Source organism: Vibrio sp. HM8-C, from assembly GCF_058630515.1.
This window is the reverse complement of the sequence record NZ_JBMMKS010000009.1, coordinates 40028-58177: the sequence shown is the minus strand read 5'-3', so window position 1 is coordinate 58177 and position 18150 is coordinate 40028. Positions and strand designations below refer to the sequence as shown.

Genomic DNA, 18150 nt, shown 5'->3' with positions numbered 1-18150 from the left:
TATCCCTTGTTAATAATTTTGGGTTATATTTTATTGTTTTTTTTCCATGTGTACATGATGAGGTTCTTGTTATCGAGAGGGATTTTTTCTATGTTGATAAACAAATCATTGTAGTCATGATTATAAGTGAAGTTATTTATCTCTTTGATGTTTTTGTCGTCATGATGTTCCTCAATGCCAATAATAATTTCTTTGCTAATTCTTTTTAGTTCACTTACCGCAGATGTTACATCTGAAGATGATAAATGCATTAACACACCATGAACAATAATGATATCAAAAAAGTCATCAGGATAGTTAGTTTTGGTGATGTCTTTCTGAGTTAATTCTCCGAGATGGGTATTATATTCAGAAAGGTATTTGTTAGCTTGTATTATCATTTCTGAAGAGAAATCAAACGCATATATATTTTGAGGCGCTACTTTACACTCTTCAATAAGAAATTTGGTATTTCTTCCAAATCCACATCCTGCATCAAGTACTCGCTTATATTTTAAATGTGACAATCTAAAAATATTCTTAATATGCTGGTGTTGTTCATAATACTTTGATTGGTAGCCTTTTTCTTCTGAGGAGAAGTTTTTGGCTCGAATGTTCCAGTATATTTTCTTTGATATGATAGGTGATAATCTAAATAAATATCGATGCATTTTCTTAAGAATTGACATTATTTTTCTCAGCAGTAATGATAAGTAACTGACGAACTCAGAAGTCATCAGTTACAAATTGAATGACTTAATGTGTTCTAAACAACTTGGGCAATAAACATTGAGTCAGATGTGTAGGAATTAATGCAATTGTCTTTGATGAGTTCATCAACAGCTTGTTTTACACCACATGGGTTTCCGTAGTCATGGAATATGACAATGCCACCTGATTTTACTTTCGGGAAAAAGTTAACAATGTCTTCTTTGCATCCTTCATAAGAATGGTCGGCATCTATAAATAGAATATCAATGCTCTTATCATTGAATTTACTTTCAAACTCTCTTGAGTATCCTCTGTGAATGGTTATATTTTTGAGCTCTTTGGTGTTCTCTAAAAATGTTTGATAAGTGTCCCAATTGCCATCACTCATGGCATCGTTTTGCCACGTATCTAAACAATGCAATTCATCACATTCATCTTTGTTCATTCCAATGAAGTTTGTCGATCTTCCGAGGAATGAACCAATCTCAATTATTTTTTTGCTCTTATTTTTACTCACGATATGAGATAACTCTGCTCCTTCTATTCGAGATAAATGTCCTTTTATTGGGTAATCTGGATACTTTGATAAAAGATATCTGTTGCGTATCGATTTATATATTCTCTTTGTTAAATTCATAAAAATAACTCTGTTAATTGTTCAATACTTAAATGGTATTACTTTAGCGAGCGTACTCTATTACTAATTTAGATATATTAGTAATATCCTTGTGAGTTAATCCCATATGCATAGGTAGTGAAATAATTTCATCGCTCGCTGCCAAAGCATTTTCACAGCGGCCACAGCTACGATACATTGCATACTCAGAGTTATCGGTATAATGAACACCAGGGAAGATGTCATTCTCGTTTAACTTAATTAACAGCTCATCGCGGTTAGATACGCGAATTTGTAGTAAATGAGTAGATGATTCGCAGTCTTTTGCGATAGGAACTATTCGCACGTAGGGTGCGTCTTGCAAACACTCACGGTACCAACTTGCAATTTGACGGCGATATGCGTTATCTGTGTCTAGATATTTTAGTCCAACTAACGCTAGGCTCGCCATAATAGAATTACCATGGTACTTAAATCCAAGTTCTTCAACATCGTACTTCCATTTGTAAGAGCCTTGTGCAGCTGTTCGTGCATAAGTGTCTTTGTTGATTCCTAGCCAAGTGAGTTTTCTTGCTAGTTCATCATCCGCCTTGTCTTGAAAGCAAATCATACCAGAGTCAGCAGTAGGTAAGTTTTTAACGGCTTGAAAGCTAAAGACAGAAACATCGGCATTGTGACCTACATGCTTTTGGTTTACACGAGTTCCAGCCATATGAGCAGCGTCTAGGACCAAAGCTAACCCGTGTTCTTTACAAATTTTAGATACTTCTTCAAGTTGACCTGAATTACCCCCAAGACCAACAAAAACGACCGCACGAGTTTTTGGGGTTATTTTTTGCAGGATACTTTGTGGATCTAAACATAGGTATTGATCAACATCTGCGAAAACCGGTTCAAGTTTTGCATATCGGATGGCATGGTTTGTTGAGACAAAAGTAAGTGAGGCAGAAATTACTTCATCACCGTCATTCCAGCCATGTTTCTTTTTCAGAACTTCGAACGCAAGATGTAAGCCTGCAGTTGCTGAGCTTAGGAAGTGAGCATGAGGTAAACCAGTATACTCAACCCATTCATTTTCTATCTCGACTGTTTTGAACCCCATACCTGTCCAGCCTTTTTCTAGACATTCGCGTATTTGCTCAAGACATTCATCTACTCGAAAGTTTGGAACGAAAAGTTGTGTTGCCATAATTAAACCTATTGAAATATTTCAGCGTCTTCGAAAGAAGTGCCATTCTTATCTTTGTCAGAAATAGTGAATTCTACATCTAATTCTGGCCATGATATATTTAATTTATCATCGTCCCACTTGATGGTTTTCTCATCCGCAGGGGAATAGTAGTTGTTCGTTTTGTAAAGAAATTCAGTATGGTCTGAAAGAGAAAGGAAACCATGAGCAAAGCCTTCAGGAATCCACAATTGTTTTTTGTTTTCCTCTGACAGCTCAACTGCAATCCACTGCATAAACGTAGATGAGTTAGCTCGAAGATCGACAGCTACATCGAGTACTTTACCCTTAACGACACGAACGAGTTTAGCTTGTGTGTTCTCTATTTGATAATGAAGCCCACGTAAAACGCCCTTTGCTGACTTAGAATGATTATCTTGAACAAACTTTACGTTGCGACCAACTACATCAAGAAATTCTTTCTCATTAAAACTTTCCATAAAGAACCCCCTGTTATCACCAAAAATTTGGGGAGTGAGAATCAGGACGTCATTCAGTTTTGTTTTTTCTACCTTCATTTAGTCACCAGTTGACACAGATATTTTCCGTATTCGTTTTTCATCATTGAGCTAGATAGCTCTAATACTTTTTCGCTAGATAACCAACCATTGCGCCAAGCGATCTCTTCCAAGCAGGCAACTTTTAGTCCTTGAACATTTTCTATGGTTTGTACGAATGAAGATGCTTCATGTAGACTTTCATGGGTTCCCGTGTCTAACCAAGCAAAGCCCCGACCTAAGAGTTCAACCCTAAGGGTCTCTGCTTCTAAGTACATTTGGTTAATACTCGTAATTTCGAGCTCCCCACGAGCTGAAGGGGTAACTTGTTTAGCGTAGTCAATGACTCGATTATCATAAAAGTACAAGCCTGTGACCGCGTAGGTGGATTTAGGCACTAGTGGCTTTTCTTCTATTGAAATCGCTTTCATATATTGATCAAATTCTACAACACCAAATCTTTCAGGATCTTTAACTTGATAACCAAAGATTGTTGCGCCTTCTGTTTTTGTCGCTGCGTTTCTTAGTGTTTGACTGAATGATTGCCCATAAAAGATATTATCACCAAGTATAAGGCAGCAATGGTCATTACCAATAAAATTCTCTCCAATAATGAAAGCTTGTGCTAGTCCATCGGGAGTTGGTTGCGTTGCATACTCTAGATTGATGCCAAGATCTTGCCCATCTTTCAGTAGTCTTCTGAAACTAGCACTATCTTCAGGAGTTGTAATGATCAGAATATCCCGAATGCCCGCGAGCATTAGTGTTGATAGGGGGTAATAGATCATTGGTTTGTCATAGACTGGTAGCAGCTGCTTGGATATACCTTTTGTGATCGGGTATAGCCGCGAGCCAGAACCGCCTGCTAGGATGATACCTTTCATTTTGAACCTTTCCCCTTCCGTTCTATCTGATAAGAACTATCAAGAATACCTTGCCACCATTGATGGTTTTCAAGATACCATTCAACCGTTTTTCTCAATCCTGTTTCGAATGTTTCTTCAGGCATCCAGTTAAGTTCTTCTTTTATCTTAGAAGCGTCAATGGCGTAACGTAGATCATGACCAGGTCGATCTTCAACAAACGAAATGAGATCTCTATACATGGAGATCCCTTTGGGTTTTTTAGGGGCTAACTCTTCGAGGAGTGCACAAATCGACTCAACCACTTCAATATTGGATTTTTCATTGTGGCCGCCAATATTATAAGTCGCACTTACCTTTCCCTTAGTCGCGACAGTGTATAGTGCTCGAGCGTGATCTTCGACGTAAAGCCAATCTCTTATCTGTTTCCCTTCGCCATAGACAGGCAATGGTTGCCCATTCAGAGCATTAATAATAACCAGAGGGATTAATTTCTCTGGAAAATGATAAGGGCCATAGTTGTTCGAACAGTTAGACACGATTGTCGGTAAACCGTATGTTCGATGCCAAGCTCTGACTAAATGATCACTGGATGCTTTTGATGCTGAATATGGGCTACTTGGGGCATAAGGTGTTGACTCTGTGAATAAGTCGTCCGAACCGTGTAAATCGCCAAACACTTCGTCTGTTGATATATGATGGAATCTGAAAGATGTTTTTCGAGGTTCTGACAGTGTGTACCAATACTCTCGAGCCGCCTCAAGAAGGGTATACGTACCTATGATATTGGTTTGAATAAAATCTGCTGGCCCATCTATGGAACGGTCTACATGTGATTCAGCAGCGAGATGCATAATTGTGTCCGGTTGAAAGACATTTATTGCTTTCTTGATCGAGTCATAGTCACAGATATCAAGTTTTTGGAAAGAGTAACGTTCACTACTAGCAATAGGAGTTAATGAGTCTAAGTTTCCTGCGTAGCTGAGTTTATCGATGTTTAGTACATCGTCACTTGTGTTGCTTATGATATGACGGATCAACGCAGAGCCGATGAAACCTGCCCCCCCAGTAACTAAAATTCTCATATAATAACCGTAAAAAGTAGAGTGATCTGCGATTGTAGCAAAGGAAAAATAGAGGGTATAGACCTTCATAAGGCTTTAATTTTGTTTCATTGCCGTAGGTCTTCGTTGGTATAGTGTGTCTGCATGACTGTGACGCAGAAAGAGTTGTTTAGAGGCTTGTGAGCATATGCTAGTATACGCAAAATTTAATGTTTAGTATTTTTAATGGTAAGAATATTATTATGGAAGTCTCTCTGGAAAAATATTTAATTACCTTGGGGATGGATATAAATTGAAATGATGAAAGTTAAAAACATTGTTAAAACAAAATTTTTTAAAGATCTGTCTAAGTTGACTAGTGCAAAATTAGTGTCTGTAGGTGTAGTTTTTATCCTAAAAATAATCATTGCTAGGCTTTTAACTAAAGAAGACTTTGGTGTGATTGCTGTACTGACTTCTCTTAGTACTTACTTTGGCATGATTAGTGATTTTGCAACTAACTCAATAACGCAAAGGAATGTTATACAAGATAGAAATAACTATAATGATCATTATTCAATATATTTCCTTACAAAAATAATTACTCTTTCATTTAGTACGGTCATTTTTATTTTGGTCTCTTATCTCTTAGGTTATTTTGAGCATGATGTTGTTATGACCATTATCATAATAAATATGATATTGGGGACCATTTCATCAATACCTAAGGTGATGCTGGAATCTTTTGAGCTTTTTCATAGCTATTCAAAAATAATAATTATCGTCGCATTGTTTAATTTGATATTTCAAACCGCTACAGTTTATATATTTAGAAGTATAGAGGCGCTCGTTTTTTCAACATTAATGGCGGCTTGCTTAAATATTTTACTGTATTGGAGAGAGGCAATAAAAAGCTTGGTAATGAGCCCAAATTTAGGCATTGTAGGATTTGCGGGTGTGCGTAAACTGCTTATGGAAGCATTACCTCTTTTTCTAGGGAACTTTTTCTATTTGCTTTATTATAGAATAGATACCGTAATGATTGAAAGTATTTTAGGCTTTGAGGCGGCAGCTGAGTATAGCCTCGGATTTAATATGGCAGATCAGATAATAGACTTGATTTGGGTTCAATTTATTATTATCTATTATCCAAAGATGGTTTTAGGATTTAAAAAAGATAAAGATAAACTTTTTAAAGAAATGATGATTATTTCAACAGTTATTACGATTTTGTTTGTGTTGGGGTTCATTATTTCTCATTTGTTGGCTCAAGATGTGTTCTCTATTATATTTGGGGCGGAGTATGCAAGTTCTGGGATTATATTTAAATGGGCGATGCTTTCCAGTTTGTTTATAACATTGTTTGCTTTGTTTTATAGAGTGCTAATCATCGATAATAAGCAAAAAATCTACTTGATCGTGGCAGTTTTTTCTTCAGGGTTAAATGTTTGTCTAAACTATATTTTAATTAATAATTTTGGTGCTGTCGGTGCTATTTATAGTTCGGTTATTGTTAACTTGATAATATTTTTTATTGTATTTATCTGTGCATGGAAAATATTTAAATGTAAATCATTAAGATAAAGTAAGGTTGATTTGGTGAGTAAGAAAATAGCCGTTGTCCACTACGATTTCAATCGTAGTTATTTAAACAAAAATGTCGGTTACTTTGTAGATGCTGCGATTAGTAAAAGTTATAATGTTGATTTTTTGACACCTAGAGATAAAGTAAGAGATAAAATAACAAAAGGTGGTTTTAAAAATATCGAGATCAATGCAAATGATATTGAATCGTTAGAGCTATATGGATATCTATTTAGGAATAGAAAATCTTACGATGCAATCTGGTTGTATCCTTCATATAGCAAATTTTATTTTCTAGTGTTTTTTTGTCGAATGTTGGGTATCAACCCAATAATTAAAACTGATAGTATGAACTGCGACTATACAGGTATGCCTTTGTACAGTTATATGAAAAGGATTATAAATTGGAAGATAGTAAAATTCTTTTCTAAAGTTATAATTGTTGAAAATAAAAATCTACTCAACTTCTTTCATAGTGATAAATGCATGTGCTATGGTTTGGGGCTGCCTAGTAAAAACATTGAACTTATAAAAGAAATATCCAAAAAACACCATAAAGAAAGGGTGATTTTATATATTGGTCGTATCGTCTATGAAAAAGGACTGGAACGATTAGTAAAAATATTTGAATCCGCATTACTAAGTAGTGAAGTTAGTGATTGTTACAAGCTAAAAGTTATTGGTAAGATTGATGATGAAGAATACTATTTACAAATTTTAAAGATAGTAAAAAATAGTGCCATTCTAAGAGATAGAGTGATTTTTGAAAACGAAAAAAGTGGAGAAGATTACTACGCTGAAATAATAAGGTCACAACTAGTTGTTTTACCAACGAGAGAAGAGGGGTTGCCCAATATACTCGGTGATTGTTATTACTGTAATACTCTATTTTTAACCACAAAGGGAGCAAAAGCGGACCATGTAATCAATGATAAAGTATTTTTTAGTGATAATGACAACCTCTCTCTAAAGGAGTCAATGATAGAGATATTAAACAATAGTGATAACTACTATAATAATTTCGATAAAATATATAATAATGATTATATTATTGACTCTGATGGTTTTTTTAATGAAGTGATTAATAAAGCAATCCGACAGTGATGATGGAGACTCAAATGGTAAAATACGATTCTGAAAACTTTGACCCAGAAAGCTTAAGTAGTAATAATATAGATTACATCCAATTGAAAATGATAGCAGGGAACTCAAGAGTGCTAGAAATTGGTTGTGCTACGGGCTTTATGAGTGATTATCTTAGAAAAGAGAAAAACTGCTTTGTTTATGGAGTTGAATACTCAAAAACTCAAGCAGAAGTTGCATTGTCAAAAAGTGACTTTTTAACTCAAGGCAGTATTGAAGATAGTAATGTTCATAAAGAAATAGATGAACATGTAAAACTGTATGGGAAATTTGATGTTATCTTTATATCTCAAGTGATAGAACACTTAGTGTCGCCCAACAATATATTAGAAAAAATGAAAGATTGGCTTGCTGTTGATGGAAACTTAATTATTTCTACTGTCAATGTGGCTCATTGGGAGAGTCGAATAAGATTACTAAAAGGTGTATGGGAATATTCTGACTATGGATTGTTTGACAATACACATTTGCGATTTTTTACCGTGAATAGTTTGGAAAAAGACTTAATCAGTAGTGGTTATATCATTGAAGATTCTGGTTATAACGTGGTGGATTTTCCACCTTTATTTATGATTCCCGTTTTGAATAAAATAACGTTCATTAAAGTATTAGACAAGCTTGGTATAAAGAATAGCAAGGCAAGAAATTGGTATGTTAATAAATTTAGAAATTTGCTCGCATTCCAGTTTGTATTTAAAGTAAAACTAAGGTCTAGCTCGGATGTTTAAGAGATAATCTAGATGGAAAAACTTGTTTCAATAATAACACCTACTTATAACTCACAGCAGTTTATTCTAGAAACCTATCACTCGATTATTGCTCAATCTCATCAAAATTGGGAATGGGTAGTAACGGATGATTGCTCATCTGACACTACAATCGATATTTTAACTGAATTGGCGAGCAAGGACGCTAGAGTTAAGGTCTACAAAACAGAAGTAAACTCGGGAGCGGCTGTCGCTAGAAACACTTCTCTTCGCGATGCAAAAGGGGACTATATTGCCTTCTTGGATAGCGATGATCTTTGGTATGAGAGTAAGTTAGAAAAGCAGATAGCGTTTATGGGAGATAGTATTAACTTCTCATATACTGCATATGAAATTGTGAACGAGGATGGGCTACCTAGCGGGAAAACCATTGATCACGCTTCTCCGACAGAGTGTACTTATCATGGTCAGCTCAAAAAAACAACAACATTAGGGTGTTCAACCGTAATGTTGAGAAAGGATGCGTTTGGTACCATTCAAATGCCAAACTTGAGAAACCGCCAAGACTTTGCGTTATGGCTTCAGCTTCTTAAAGGTGGCGAGAAAGCATATCTAATCCAAGAAGTTCTCACCAAGTACAGAGTTGTTAGCAATTCCATTTCAAGAAATAAATTCAAAATGGCTCAAAGAACTTGGCATGTCTACCGAAAAGTCGAGTGCTTGACTTTAATAAAGTCGCTATACTATTTCTCTTGCTACGCTTGGAATAGCGTGTTCAGAAAATAATTTACTAGGGTTTATTTGTGGACGTATCAGTTTGCATAGTTAACTTCAATACTTACGAGTTGACTAAAAAGTGCATAGAAAGCGTGTTGAGCAAAACTATCGGATGCACATATGAAGTTGTTGTTATCGATAACAATTCTAAAGATGATAGTGCAGCGAAACTTGCAGTCGAATTTGGCGATAGAGTTATTATCAAGAAAAATGCTTCAAACAGATACTTTTCTGGAGGCTTTAATGATGCATTGGCTTTGGCCAGTGGTGAGTATGTTATTTTCTTAAATTCAGACGCAGAGCTGAGCAACAACGCTGTTAAGATGATGTTTGATTTTATGGAAAAAAATGACGCGGTTGGTGCAGCTGAAGGGACGATAGTCGATGTTGCGACGGGAGCAATTACGCAAACTTGTTCTCTGGAGCTTACTGAAAGACGAAATCTTGTTCGCTCCTCACGGGTTCGCAAAATATTCTTTAAATCTGAGTATGATGCATACCGAATATCTGAATGGGATAGAAAAAGCGATAAGGAAGTTGAAGTTATCTGTGATGCGTTCATGATAGCTAGAACGGAGTTGCTACGTAGATTTTCTGGCTTTGATGAGGCGCTGAAGTTGTACTTCACTGAGGAATACTTATCAGACAAGATTAGAGAATCAGGTTATCAGTTATGGCACTTAGCTGAACCAAAAGTGACTCATCGCTGGAGTAGCAGTACAAAAAAAGTGTCGAGTGACTTTATTCGAGCTATCTATAAAAGCGATGAAAGATTATATTTTGAGTTGAAGAAACTATGAATATTTTTTTGACAGCATTTTATACCAAGGACCTTGGTGGTGGTGAAACTAGCTTTATCAATTTGGTAAATTACATTGCTACTAGAGATGACATTAATAGTATTACACTATGCGTCCCTAAGAGGGGGGCGCTAACAGAACGGCTTAATAGTAAGATTGAAATAGTCGAAAAGTCATCTCTTTTTGAACTAATGAGTTTAAGCGGTCAATTTGATTTAGCTATCCATAATTACATGAATTTTGGTAAGAAGTTTCTTTTCTTGCCAAGATTAAAAATAAAGCGAAATATATTTTTGTGCCATGGTTTGTGGGATATACCGCGCTATACGAAAACACTATTTTTCGATATGACTGGTGCGGAAATTTCATGTGTTAATAAAGATGTCTACCATAAAATAAAATATAAAAACAAAAAAGTAACACACTTGCCTTTAAACTCAGGTAATTTGATAGATTCGAAAATAAATGATGGAAGTATGAATATATCTGTCATAGGAAGATATCAAGATATAAAAAATCAATTATTTGCGGTTGATGTCTTTGAGGAAATTGCTGAAAGCCACGAAAATGTGAAATTGAACTTTATAGGTGACTCTGCTTTCTCCCAAGAGAGCATTCAGTATAAAGAAAGGGTCGAAGCAAGAGTTTCACTATCTAAATACAAAGATAGAATAAGTTTCTTTGGGCATCTTGAACCATCAGATGCTTACAGTAAAACAGATTTGGTCTTTGTCTCTTCGAAATATGAAAGTTTTGGCATGGTTATTATTGAGGCTCTATCTGTGGGGATCCCCTGTATTGCTCCATACATAGGAGGCCCTAAAGAAATAATGTCAAAAGAATATTCTAAATTCCTGTATGAGCCTGATTCAGTAGAGCACGCTTCAAGAGTATTACAGGACGTTATTGCATCTTTCGGAGAAACAAAAGGATATTTTAAGATATTGTCGGAGAAAACCAAATCTCAATACGGGGCTGACAAAATTTTTGAAAATCTAATATCTAATGAAAATAATATACATACTTGATTTTTTGCCGTTTGATCATGAACTAAATGGCTTGTCAAAAATATACTATAATTTGATTAAAAATGCATCATTGGAGCATGACGTAGACATTATTATTTTTACTAATGATGAAGTTGAGAATAATGAAAGCTTCTATAACGTCAATAATATATTTTATGAAACTAACCAAAGTTCAGCGCTTAAGAGAAATCTGAATAGATTAAAAGGAGATGTGTTCAATGCCATTTCATTGTCTGATGTAAAAAAGATAAACGAAAAATACAATCTAAGTGATTACGATATTATACACACGGCTCATTTGTTTTTTTCAAAAATCGCAAAACTACATCCGAATGTTGTCGTTGGAGCGACAGACGCATCTTCTCTTGCGATGACCCACAATGGAAACCCTCGGCGTTATCTCAGGAAACTTTATTTCAGAGCGATTGAAGCTAAGTTGAGCAGACAGGACGTATGGATTCATACAGTGACTGAAAGAGATTGCGCTGGCTTTGGTACTGATAAATGCTTCGTTATTACTAACGGGGTAGATAGTGATATATATAAACCATTAGTTTGTGTTGAGCGAATCCCTAATAGTTTCGTATTTCACGGCAATCTTGATTATAAACCAAACCAAGAAGCTATAGTTTATATGAGTGGTGTCCTCAAAAAGGATAGTCCCTCGGCCACACTTTATGTCGTAGGGAGAGGTGAACCTGGAGTTTGTCTTACTCTTGATAATGTTGAAGTTGTTGGTGAAGTATCTAACATCGCTCAAGAGCTTTGCAAATATGAAAAGTACCTTATATTAATGACTTCTGGTACAGGGGTTAAAAATAAGTTGCTTGAGGCATTAAGTTGTGGGTGCAATGTTATTGCAAATGAGCTTGCTATCAACGGTATTGAACCTGTAGATCAACTAAAAGAAGTCATCCAGATATATGATGGAACAAATGAAATTAGTTCAATATCATCAAATGCAAATAAAATAAGTTCACGAGGGTACATAGAAAAATATCATGGATGGAAATTGTTTACCGAGCAGTTTGGCTCAATTTATGAAAAGATTATCTCTGCAAGCAAGTAATAAAGATTATAATATTTTATTTCTTTCTGCGTCTATCTCATTATATGGTATTAGCTTTTTTGGAGTTAGCACAATTACAATAGGGCTCGTTTTATTTAATATTTTAAGCTATCGAGAGATTTCTTATTGGATTAAATATGTGACATATAATAGCTCTATGCTTCTTTTTTTAATCTATGCAACTTTAGTATGTGTCTCATTTATCTTTTCCATTAATAAATCTGCATCAATAGAAGAAATATTTACCATTTTTAACTGCATGCTATTGATTATTGCGCTGAGCCATTATGATAAACACCGTGTTATTTTGATTCTAACGGTAGCGCTGTTTTTTAGAAGTGGCTATGAGATTGTAAGTATGTTTCTAAATCCTGATGAGTGGTTAGGATTAACGCAACATGATGTCAGAATGGCAGCAACAAGTTTAGGTGGCGATCCAAATAACCTAGCATTGATGCTTGTAGTGGCTATTGTTTTTTCACTCTATTACTGTAAAGGAGTATGTAGAGTAATACTCCTTTCTGCTTTTACTTTGCATTTTTTCGCACTTTATTCTCGAGGTGCATTTTTATCTATACTCTGTGCATTGTTTGTTTGTTTCATTTTCCAAAAGCAATATAAGAATATACTGTTTTTGATAACCTGTTTCTGTGCTGTTGCAGTGCTAGTTTGTGTGCTTTATAAAATACAATATGTACACTTCAATTTAACAAGCTTTACTTTTTCAGATAGCTCAAGTAACACTAGGCTAACGTACTGGCATAAGGCTCTTCAGTTTAATGATTTGAAGAGTTTACTGATAGGTTATGGACCCAAAACCTCACTTTCGCACTATGGGCATATGATCCATAGTAGTTGGGTTACAAGGTTAAATGAAGTTGGTCTGTTTGCGTTTATAACATATATGTTATTGCATCTGACTGCTATTATAAGGCTGTACCTCGCAAAATCCCCTATAGGTATAATGCTAATGGCATTGTTTGTGGGTAGCATGTTTGTTGATTTTCACTATAACATTGTTCTTTGGATGATTTTGGCTTTTGCCTATCAACCCTATTTTTTTCCTTTTGATCAAAATGGTATCTACGATGAAAAAGATTAATATTGCCTTTGTTAATATAATGGATTGCTATAGTGGTGGAGAAAAGGTACTCGAAAGGATTGTTAATAATATTGATAGAGAAAAATTCCACCCCATAGTAGTTAGCCGAAATACTGTTTTTTTAAATGCAATTGAGGTTAATCATGAACAGTTAATCGTGATCAATAGAAGTTTTCAGTTAGGACTATCTCGTTCTCCAATGGTTCTATTTAAAGTTATTGCTAACTTCTTCCAAGCCTTTTTAATTTGTTTCAAACTAAGAATCATTCATAAAGTGAAAGTAGTTCACTCAAATTCATTGATTTCAAACGTCTACTTTTCTCTCTTTTCTAGAATTTTGGGTATGAAATTTATCAGCTACTCACATGAAGTAAGATATGGGTTAGCATATAAGGCTCTCCATCGATACTTGTCTCTGACATCATCTAAAATTATTACTGTCTCTGAAGCTGTTAGAAAAAACTGGATTAATAATGGTGCTGATAAAAAAAAAGTGATTACTATTTATAATGGGTTGTAATATGATTTTTTCCAATATATCAGCTATTTCAGCAACTAAAGGCATTGATATTTATATTGAAGCAGCTTTAGAATCTGAATTAAATTCATCTTTTCACATTGTCGGTAAAGCTAGGGATGTTGAGTACGCTTTCGAAGTGGCAATGAGGCAAAAAGTTGAAGCTAGTGGAAATCAAAATATTAAGTTTTTTGGCTATCAGAACAATGTTATTGAATACCTTGAAAGTATCGATGTGGTGGTTTTGACGTCTGTTGTCGAAGATGCATTGCCTACAGTTTTAATTGAGGCTATATCTCAAGGTAAGATCATTATTGCTAGTGACGTGGGGGGGGTAAGAGAAATTGTTCCCGCGGGGTGTGGTAACATCATTATCCCTAAGGGAGATGTCCAAGAGTTGAAAAAGGCAATTCATACCGTTACTAACTATGATGCTTCGATTGTTGAAACGACATCTAAGATGAACCGAGCGCATTTTGCTGAAAAATTCATTTTTGAGAACCAAATTCACGCGCTAGAGAATGTATATAAAGGGGTTTTATAATTATGGGAGTTTTTTCGCATGGTAAAGTCGTAACTGTTTTACAGTATTTCACTCCCATATTTCAGGATTACTGGCACACTATTTATCCTGTAACCAGACGTGTAGATATAGCGAATGACCGCTTTAGCTATTTCTATGATATATCGAGTAAAGCTATGTCATTTTCCGGGCGTTTTAATGATGAAGGTATCTATCTTTTTCCAGGGTACGATGGCCAAGATCATATTCATTCACTGGAAGTTGCTCAGTATACGCTAGCATGTTGGTTATCATGGAGAAAAACCGACGATGTATTTTGGTTGAACAAAGCGATATTGCATAGCGAATGGTTGAGAGAAAATCAGCTAGATGATGGACGCTGGGTTATCTCCCATGTGAATCCTCAATATAGTGATTTGGGCGAGTCATGGTGTTCTGGTTTGGCGCAAGGTTTAGCTATTTCTGCATTAATCAGAGCTTATGAGCATACTTCAGATATCAGTTATATGGATGCAGCACTAAAAGCCGCAGATTTTCTTGAGCGTGACTTTGAACTCGGCGGTCTCAAGAGAAGTATAGTGATTAATGATGTCGAAGGCTTTGTGTATGAAGAGTACCCAAGAGATAAGGTCAGTGGTGTTTTAAATGGACATATTTCTAGTGTCTTAGCCATTTTCGAACTTTCACACTATGAAAAACGATTCGAAATTAGTGCTGAAGAAAATATTGAAAATCTAGTAAATATCCTTCCATTATATGACATCGACTATTGGTCATTATATTCTTTAGATGGAGTTATATCGAGCGGATTCTATCATCGACTAGTTATCAATCAGTTGGATGCTTTGTCTTCTTATGATGAGAGATTTGAAAGTTACAAAATCAAATTTTCTTCGTACGCTAATAGCCTACTATTTGCAACTAAAGCCTTGATAAAAAAAATTGGTTCAAAGATATGAATGTATTGATTGTACATACTTTTGGTCTAGGCGACACAATTATGTTTACCCCTGCTTTGGCGGAGTTGATCGCTTTTGAACCTAATGTAAAAATTGATTTTTTAATCAAACAAAAGCATTCAGTTGAACCTATAAGAAGGTGTAAAAATGTCAACGATATATATACGTTTGAAGGTGGTTTCTATCAAAAGATAAGGTTGTTGAATAAATTATCTAAGAATAATTACGATTACATTGTTCATACCAGTGGTAACTCAGTTGGTAAAATATCACTTCTTCTTTTATTGATTAAAGCTAAAAACAAAGTTGGTGAGTTTAGTGGATTTAAAATACCTTGGTATAGATATCAAACTCCGAGTAATTTCAAGCAACATAGAGTTATTTCAAATTTTAAATTGATATCCTGCCTAACAGGAAAAGACGTTCTAACTAAAAAAACAACTTATTATAACGGTCAGGTTCCAAATGAAAGGGTGAGTAATAGTAATGCTGTTATTGGATTGCATCCTGGTTGCAATAAAGTAAATGATGACAAGCGCTGGCCAATTGATAATTACTTGGCGCTATTAAGTAAATTCGATAAAAAAGTTAAGTGGTTGGTTTTTTTAGGACCCGATGAGTTAAGCTTAAAAGAAGATTTTGAGTCAGTTGATTTAAACATAGAGATCGTCATTGGAGACATGGATTATGTGTTTTCACAAATGGGTGAACTTTCTATGATGGTCACAAATGACAGTGGTTTGGGGCATTTGGCATCATGTTATGATATACCATGTGTTACTATATTCACTAAAAAATCTTTGGCACAGCCACATAAGATCAAGCCTTATTGCTCTCATTCAATAGTCGTAGATTTTAAGTCACATACGTCGATTGACTCCGCCCAAGAGGTTGAATTGGTAGAAAATAGCATTAGAGACTTGATGTAAGAGAGAATTATGAATGTACTTTTGACTGGCGCTTCTGGTTTTATAGGTAGACAAATTGCACTCGATTTAGATTGTGTTTGTGTTGTTCGAAAAAAAAATAGTGGTAACTCGTGTCGAACTATTGAAGTTGAGAGTATTAACGGAGATACGGACTGGGGAGATACTCTAAGTAATATTGATTCAGTTATACACTTGGCCGGTGTCGCACATAACCCAGCGATCCCTGCCTCTTATATTGATGAGGTGAATGTTAACGGCACGTTACAATTAGCTAATGCAGCCTCTTTATCTGGAGTAAAACGGTTTGTGTTTGTTAGCTCTATCGGTGTAAACGGTTCTTACAACCAAAATGGGCATATATTTTCTGCTTTTTCAGCTGTAAATCCAACTAACTCCTATTCACTTTCTAAGTCTGTTGCGGAAGAGAAGTTAAAGAACTTTTGCCAGATAACAAATATGGAGTTAGTTATAGTTAGACCGACTTTGGTGTATGGGGTTGATGCTCCAGGTAACTTTGGGAAACTGGTCAAGTTAATATCAAGGTTCAGGATGTTACCTTTCCGTTTAGTGTCGAATCGAAAAAACTTTATCGCTGTACAAAACCTTTCTAGCCTATTGATTGAGTGTGCTCGCAATCCCAATGCCCCTGGCCATGTTTTTTTAGCGAGCGATGGTGTGACTGTTTCCACTCGGCAGTTTACAGACGCTATCGCGAAAGGCTTAGGGGTTTCGCTCGTTCAGTTACCTGTACCGGTATTTCTTATGACTTTTGTCCTCAAGTTGTTTGGTAGAGAAACGTTATTAGAGCAACTATTTATGGATCTGGTAGTTGACAGCTCTTGCACAGAGAAAGTACTAGGTTGGAAACCTTTAATAAGCATGGAGAAATCGCTTGAGCAATTGGGCTCTCGTTTATAGTTTATAGTTTATAGTTTATAGATATTGTAAACCACCCCTAATTAGTTGCATCCATAATTAGAGTTTTCGGCTTGTTCACTCTTCATTAAATATTCTCATGGTGTTAGATCATTGAGAGCATCATGGGGACGGTCTTCGTTATATCTTCGTATCCAGTTTTCTGTCAGCTCACGCACTTCATTCAAGGTTCTGAATACATATCTAAGATCTCTGTGTGATACGTACGGTTAAAGCGTTCGATATAGGAATTCTGAGTCGGCTTGCCTGGCTGGATAAATCTCAGATCGATATCATGTTCTTCAGCCCAAGTCGCTAGCGTCAAAGAGATAAACTCTGGACCGTTATCCATTCGTAATTTTTCAGGGTAACCTCACCATGCAATGATCCGGTTAAGCACTCGAACCACTCGTTGCGTAGGTAGACTTAAATCCACTTCGATAGCTAAAGCTTCGCGATTGAAGTCATCCACCACGTTGAAAGTTCTAAATCGTCGAACGCAATGTAGGCTGTCACTCATAAAATCGGTGGACCAACACTGGTAGCTAACATGGGCACACTAAGCGGCTCGGACAAACGAGTTGGTAAGCGTTTTTTCCTTTACGACGCTTATTGAGTTTGAGTTCGCAGTAAATCCGATATATCCGTTTGTGATTCCAGTTATGTCCCCAGCGACGAAGTATTTTGAGCAATTTGTTAAAACCGTAGGCAGGATAACGTTCAACCGCCTTCTGCAGTTCAACAATCACTTCATCGTCGTTATTCGCTTTAGGTTGATATCGATAAACCGAATCACTCATGCCAACTACGCGACACGCAATACGTAAACTGGCATTGTGCCGTTGTCTGGCATACTCAACCAGTTCGTGTCTTATCGCTGGCTTTACAGCTTTTTTCTACAATGTCCTTGAGAATTCGATGCTCTAAACTCAACTCAGCAAACATGGCTTTCAACCGGCGATTCTCATCCTCCAAGTCCTTAAGGCGCTTTACGTCAGAGGCATCCATCCCACCGTATTTCGCTTTCCAGTTGTAATAGGTTGCATCTGAAATACCGTATTCACGGCACACTTCATTGACCTTATGACCTGCTTCCACTTCTTTTAAGATTTTGACGATTTGTGTTTCTGAGTAACGTGATTTTATCATCGCGAGTTCTC

19 protein-coding genes and 1 pseudogene are annotated in these 18150 nt (G+C 35.9%); 13 read left to right on the top strand and 7 right to left on the bottom strand.

Annotated features, from left to right (window positions below):
• Window positions 1–23: 23 nt before the first annotated feature.
• From ACOSVQ_RS11830 to rfbB, 6 genes are all read right to left on the bottom strand, one after another.
• On the bottom strand, window positions 24–668 hold the full coding sequence (locus ACOSVQ_RS11830; protein WP_491982760.1) for a class I SAM-dependent methyltransferase: 645 nt from the start codon (window positions 666–668) through the stop codon (window positions 24–26).
• 77 nt (window positions 669–745) lie between these two features.
• A complete protein-coding gene (locus ACOSVQ_RS11825; RefSeq protein ID WP_491982759.1) occupies window positions 746–1327 on the bottom strand; it encodes a class I SAM-dependent methyltransferase in 582 nt (193 codons plus the stop codon).
• Window positions 1328–1370: 43 nt separating this feature from the next.
• Window positions 1371–2495, bottom strand: a complete 1125-nt coding sequence (locus ACOSVQ_RS11820) for a DegT/DnrJ/EryC1/StrS family aminotransferase (RefSeq protein ID WP_491982758.1) — start codon at window positions 2493–2495, stop codon at window positions 1371–1373.
• A gap of 8 nt (window positions 2496–2503) precedes the next feature.
• Window positions 2504–3052: a dTDP-4-dehydrorhamnose 3,5-epimerase gene (gene rfbC / locus ACOSVQ_RS11815; protein WP_491982757.1), complete on the bottom strand. Its 549-nt coding sequence runs from the start codon at window positions 3050–3052 to the stop codon at window positions 2504–2506.
• Window positions 3049–3915, bottom strand: a complete 867-nt coding sequence (gene rfbA, locus ACOSVQ_RS11810; RefSeq protein WP_491982756.1) for a glucose-1-phosphate thymidylyltransferase RfbA — start codon at window positions 3913–3915, stop codon at window positions 3049–3051. Before rfbA ends, rfbC begins: the two co-directional genes overlap by 4 nt.
• The gene (rfbB, locus tag ACOSVQ_RS11805; protein ID WP_491982755.1) at window positions 3912–4979 is read right to left on the bottom strand and encodes a dTDP-glucose 4,6-dehydratase; all 1068 of its coding nucleotides are present in this window, start codon (window positions 4977–4979) and stop codon (window positions 3912–3914) included. The genes rfbA and rfbB overlap by 4 nt, the downstream gene beginning before the upstream one ends.
• Before the next feature lie 276 nt (window positions 4980–5255).
• Between rfbB and ACOSVQ_RS11800 the strand changes: the two genes are divergently transcribed.
• From ACOSVQ_RS11800 to ACOSVQ_RS11740, 13 genes are read left to right on the top strand one after another with little or no spacing between them, the layout of a single operon-like run.
• Entirely contained in the window at window positions 5256–6521 is a 1266-nt protein-coding gene (locus ACOSVQ_RS11800) for an oligosaccharide flippase family protein (RefSeq protein ID WP_491982754.1), read from the top strand.
• A gap of 15 nt (window positions 6522–6536) precedes the next feature.
• The gene (locus tag ACOSVQ_RS11795; protein ID WP_491982753.1) at window positions 6537–7625 is read left to right on the top strand and encodes a glycosyltransferase; all 1089 of its coding nucleotides are present in this window, start codon (window positions 6537–6539) and stop codon (window positions 7623–7625) included.
• 14 nt (window positions 7626–7639) lie between these two features.
• Complete coding sequence (locus tag ACOSVQ_RS11790; RefSeq protein ID WP_491982752.1) at window positions 7640–8392, top strand: class I SAM-dependent methyltransferase; 753 nt, start codon at window positions 7640–7642, stop codon at window positions 8390–8392.
• A 12-nt stretch (window positions 8393–8404) separates the two neighbouring features.
• Window positions 8405–9157: a glycosyltransferase family 2 protein gene (locus ACOSVQ_RS11785; protein ID WP_491982751.1), complete on the top strand. Its 753-nt coding sequence runs from the start codon at window positions 8405–8407 to the stop codon at window positions 9155–9157.
• A gap of 17 nt (window positions 9158–9174) precedes the next feature.
• Window positions 9175–9948 carry a glycosyltransferase gene (locus ACOSVQ_RS11780; RefSeq protein WP_491982750.1) on the top strand — a complete coding sequence of 258 codons (774 nt, stop codon included), beginning with the start codon at window positions 9175–9177 and terminating at the stop codon, window positions 9946–9948.
• Window positions 9945–10976 (top strand): glycosyltransferase, encoded by a 1032-nt coding sequence (locus ACOSVQ_RS11775; protein ID WP_491982749.1) that lies wholly within the window; start codon window positions 9945–9947, stop codon window positions 10974–10976. Before ACOSVQ_RS11780 ends, ACOSVQ_RS11775 begins: the two co-directional genes overlap by 4 nt.
• The gene (locus ACOSVQ_RS11770; RefSeq protein ID WP_491982748.1) at window positions 10954–12045 is read left to right on the top strand and encodes a glycosyltransferase; all 1092 of its coding nucleotides are present in this window, start codon (window positions 10954–10956) and stop codon (window positions 12043–12045) included. Before ACOSVQ_RS11775 ends, ACOSVQ_RS11770 begins: the two co-directional genes overlap by 23 nt.
• Complete coding sequence (locus ACOSVQ_RS11765; protein WP_491982747.1) at window positions 12017–13147, top strand: O-antigen ligase family protein; 1131 nt, start codon at window positions 12017–12019, stop codon at window positions 13145–13147. Before ACOSVQ_RS11770 ends, ACOSVQ_RS11765 begins: the two co-directional genes overlap by 29 nt.
• The gene (locus ACOSVQ_RS11760) at window positions 13134–13667 is read left to right on the top strand and encodes a glycosyltransferase (RefSeq protein ID WP_491982746.1); all 534 of its coding nucleotides are present in this window, start codon (window positions 13134–13136) and stop codon (window positions 13665–13667) included. Before ACOSVQ_RS11765 ends, ACOSVQ_RS11760 begins: the two co-directional genes overlap by 14 nt.
• A gap of 1 nt (window position 13668) precedes the next feature.
• The gene (locus ACOSVQ_RS11755; protein ID WP_491982745.1) at window positions 13669–14208 is read left to right on the top strand and encodes a glycosyltransferase family 4 protein; all 540 of its coding nucleotides are present in this window, start codon (window positions 13669–13671) and stop codon (window positions 14206–14208) included.
• Window positions 14209–14210: 2 nt separating this feature from the next.
• The gene (locus ACOSVQ_RS11750) at window positions 14211–15146 is read left to right on the top strand and encodes a D-glucuronyl C5-epimerase family protein (protein ID WP_491982744.1); all 936 of its coding nucleotides are present in this window, start codon (window positions 14211–14213) and stop codon (window positions 15144–15146) included.
• Entirely contained in the window at window positions 15143–16075 is a 933-nt protein-coding gene (locus ACOSVQ_RS11745) for a glycosyltransferase family 9 protein (RefSeq protein ID WP_491982743.1), read from the top strand. Before ACOSVQ_RS11750 ends, ACOSVQ_RS11745 begins: the two co-directional genes overlap by 4 nt.
• A gap of 9 nt (window positions 16076–16084) precedes the next feature.
• A complete protein-coding gene (locus ACOSVQ_RS11740) occupies window positions 16085–16993 on the top strand; it encodes an NAD-dependent epimerase/dehydratase family protein (protein WP_491982742.1) in 909 nt (302 codons plus the stop codon).
• 95 nt (window positions 16994–17088) lie between these two features.
• On the opposite strand, the pseudogene ACOSVQ_RS11735 reads toward ACOSVQ_RS11740, so the two are convergent.
• Window positions 17089–18139 (bottom strand): annotated as a pseudogene (locus ACOSVQ_RS11735) (IS3 family transposase).
• Window positions 18140–18150 lie beyond the last annotated feature (11 nt).

Coding starts and splice junctions, on each gene's coding strand:
- ACOSVQ_RS11830 (WP_491982760.1), bottom strand. CDS start 668: ATGTCAATTCTTAAGAAAATGCATCGATATTTATTTAGATTATCACCT.
- ACOSVQ_RS11820 (WP_491982758.1), bottom strand. CDS start 2,495: ATGGCAACACAACTTTTCGTTCCAAACTTTCGAGTAGATGAATGTCTT.
- rfbB (WP_491982755.1), bottom strand. CDS start 4,979: ATGAGAATTTTAGTTACTGGGGGGGCAGGTTTCATCGGCTCTGCGTTG.
- ACOSVQ_RS11745 (WP_491982743.1), top strand. CDS start 15,143: ATGAATGTATTGATTGTACATACTTTTGGTCTAGGCGACACAATTATG.
- ACOSVQ_RS11785 (WP_491982751.1), top strand. CDS start 8,405: ATGGAAAAACTTGTTTCAATAATAACACCTACTTATAACTCACAGCAG.
- ACOSVQ_RS11800 (WP_491982754.1), top strand. CDS start 5,256: ATGATGAAAGTTAAAAACATTGTTAAAACAAAATTTTTTAAAGATCTG.
- ACOSVQ_RS11790 (WP_491982752.1), top strand. CDS start 7,640: ATGGTAAAATACGATTCTGAAAACTTTGACCCAGAAAGCTTAAGTAGT.
- ACOSVQ_RS11765 (WP_491982747.1), top strand. CDS start 12,017: ATGAAAAGATTATCTCTGCAAGCAAGTAATAAAGATTATAATATTTTA.
- ACOSVQ_RS11770 (WP_491982748.1), top strand. CDS start 10,954: ATGAAAATAATATACATACTTGATTTTTTGCCGTTTGATCATGAACTA.
- ACOSVQ_RS11755 (WP_491982745.1), top strand. CDS start 13,669: ATGATTTTTTCCAATATATCAGCTATTTCAGCAACTAAAGGCATTGAT.
- rfbA (WP_491982756.1), bottom strand. CDS start 3,915: ATGAAAGGTATCATCCTAGCAGGCGGTTCTGGCTCGCGGCTATACCCG.
- ACOSVQ_RS11750 (WP_491982744.1), top strand. CDS start 14,211: ATGGGAGTTTTTTCGCATGGTAAAGTCGTAACTGTTTTACAGTATTTC.
- ACOSVQ_RS11825 (WP_491982759.1), bottom strand. CDS start 1,327: ATGAATTTAACAAAGAGAATATATAAATCGATACGCAACAGATATCTT.
- ACOSVQ_RS11760 (WP_491982746.1), top strand. CDS start 13,134: ATGAAAAAGATTAATATTGCCTTTGTTAATATAATGGATTGCTATAGT.
- ACOSVQ_RS11775 (WP_491982749.1), top strand. CDS start 9,945: ATGAATATTTTTTTGACAGCATTTTATACCAAGGACCTTGGTGGTGGT.
- ACOSVQ_RS11740 (WP_491982742.1), top strand. CDS start 16,085: ATGAATGTACTTTTGACTGGCGCTTCTGGTTTTATAGGTAGACAAATT.
- rfbC (WP_491982757.1), bottom strand. CDS start 3,052: ATGAAGGTAGAAAAAACAAAACTGAATGACGTCCTGATTCTCACTCCC.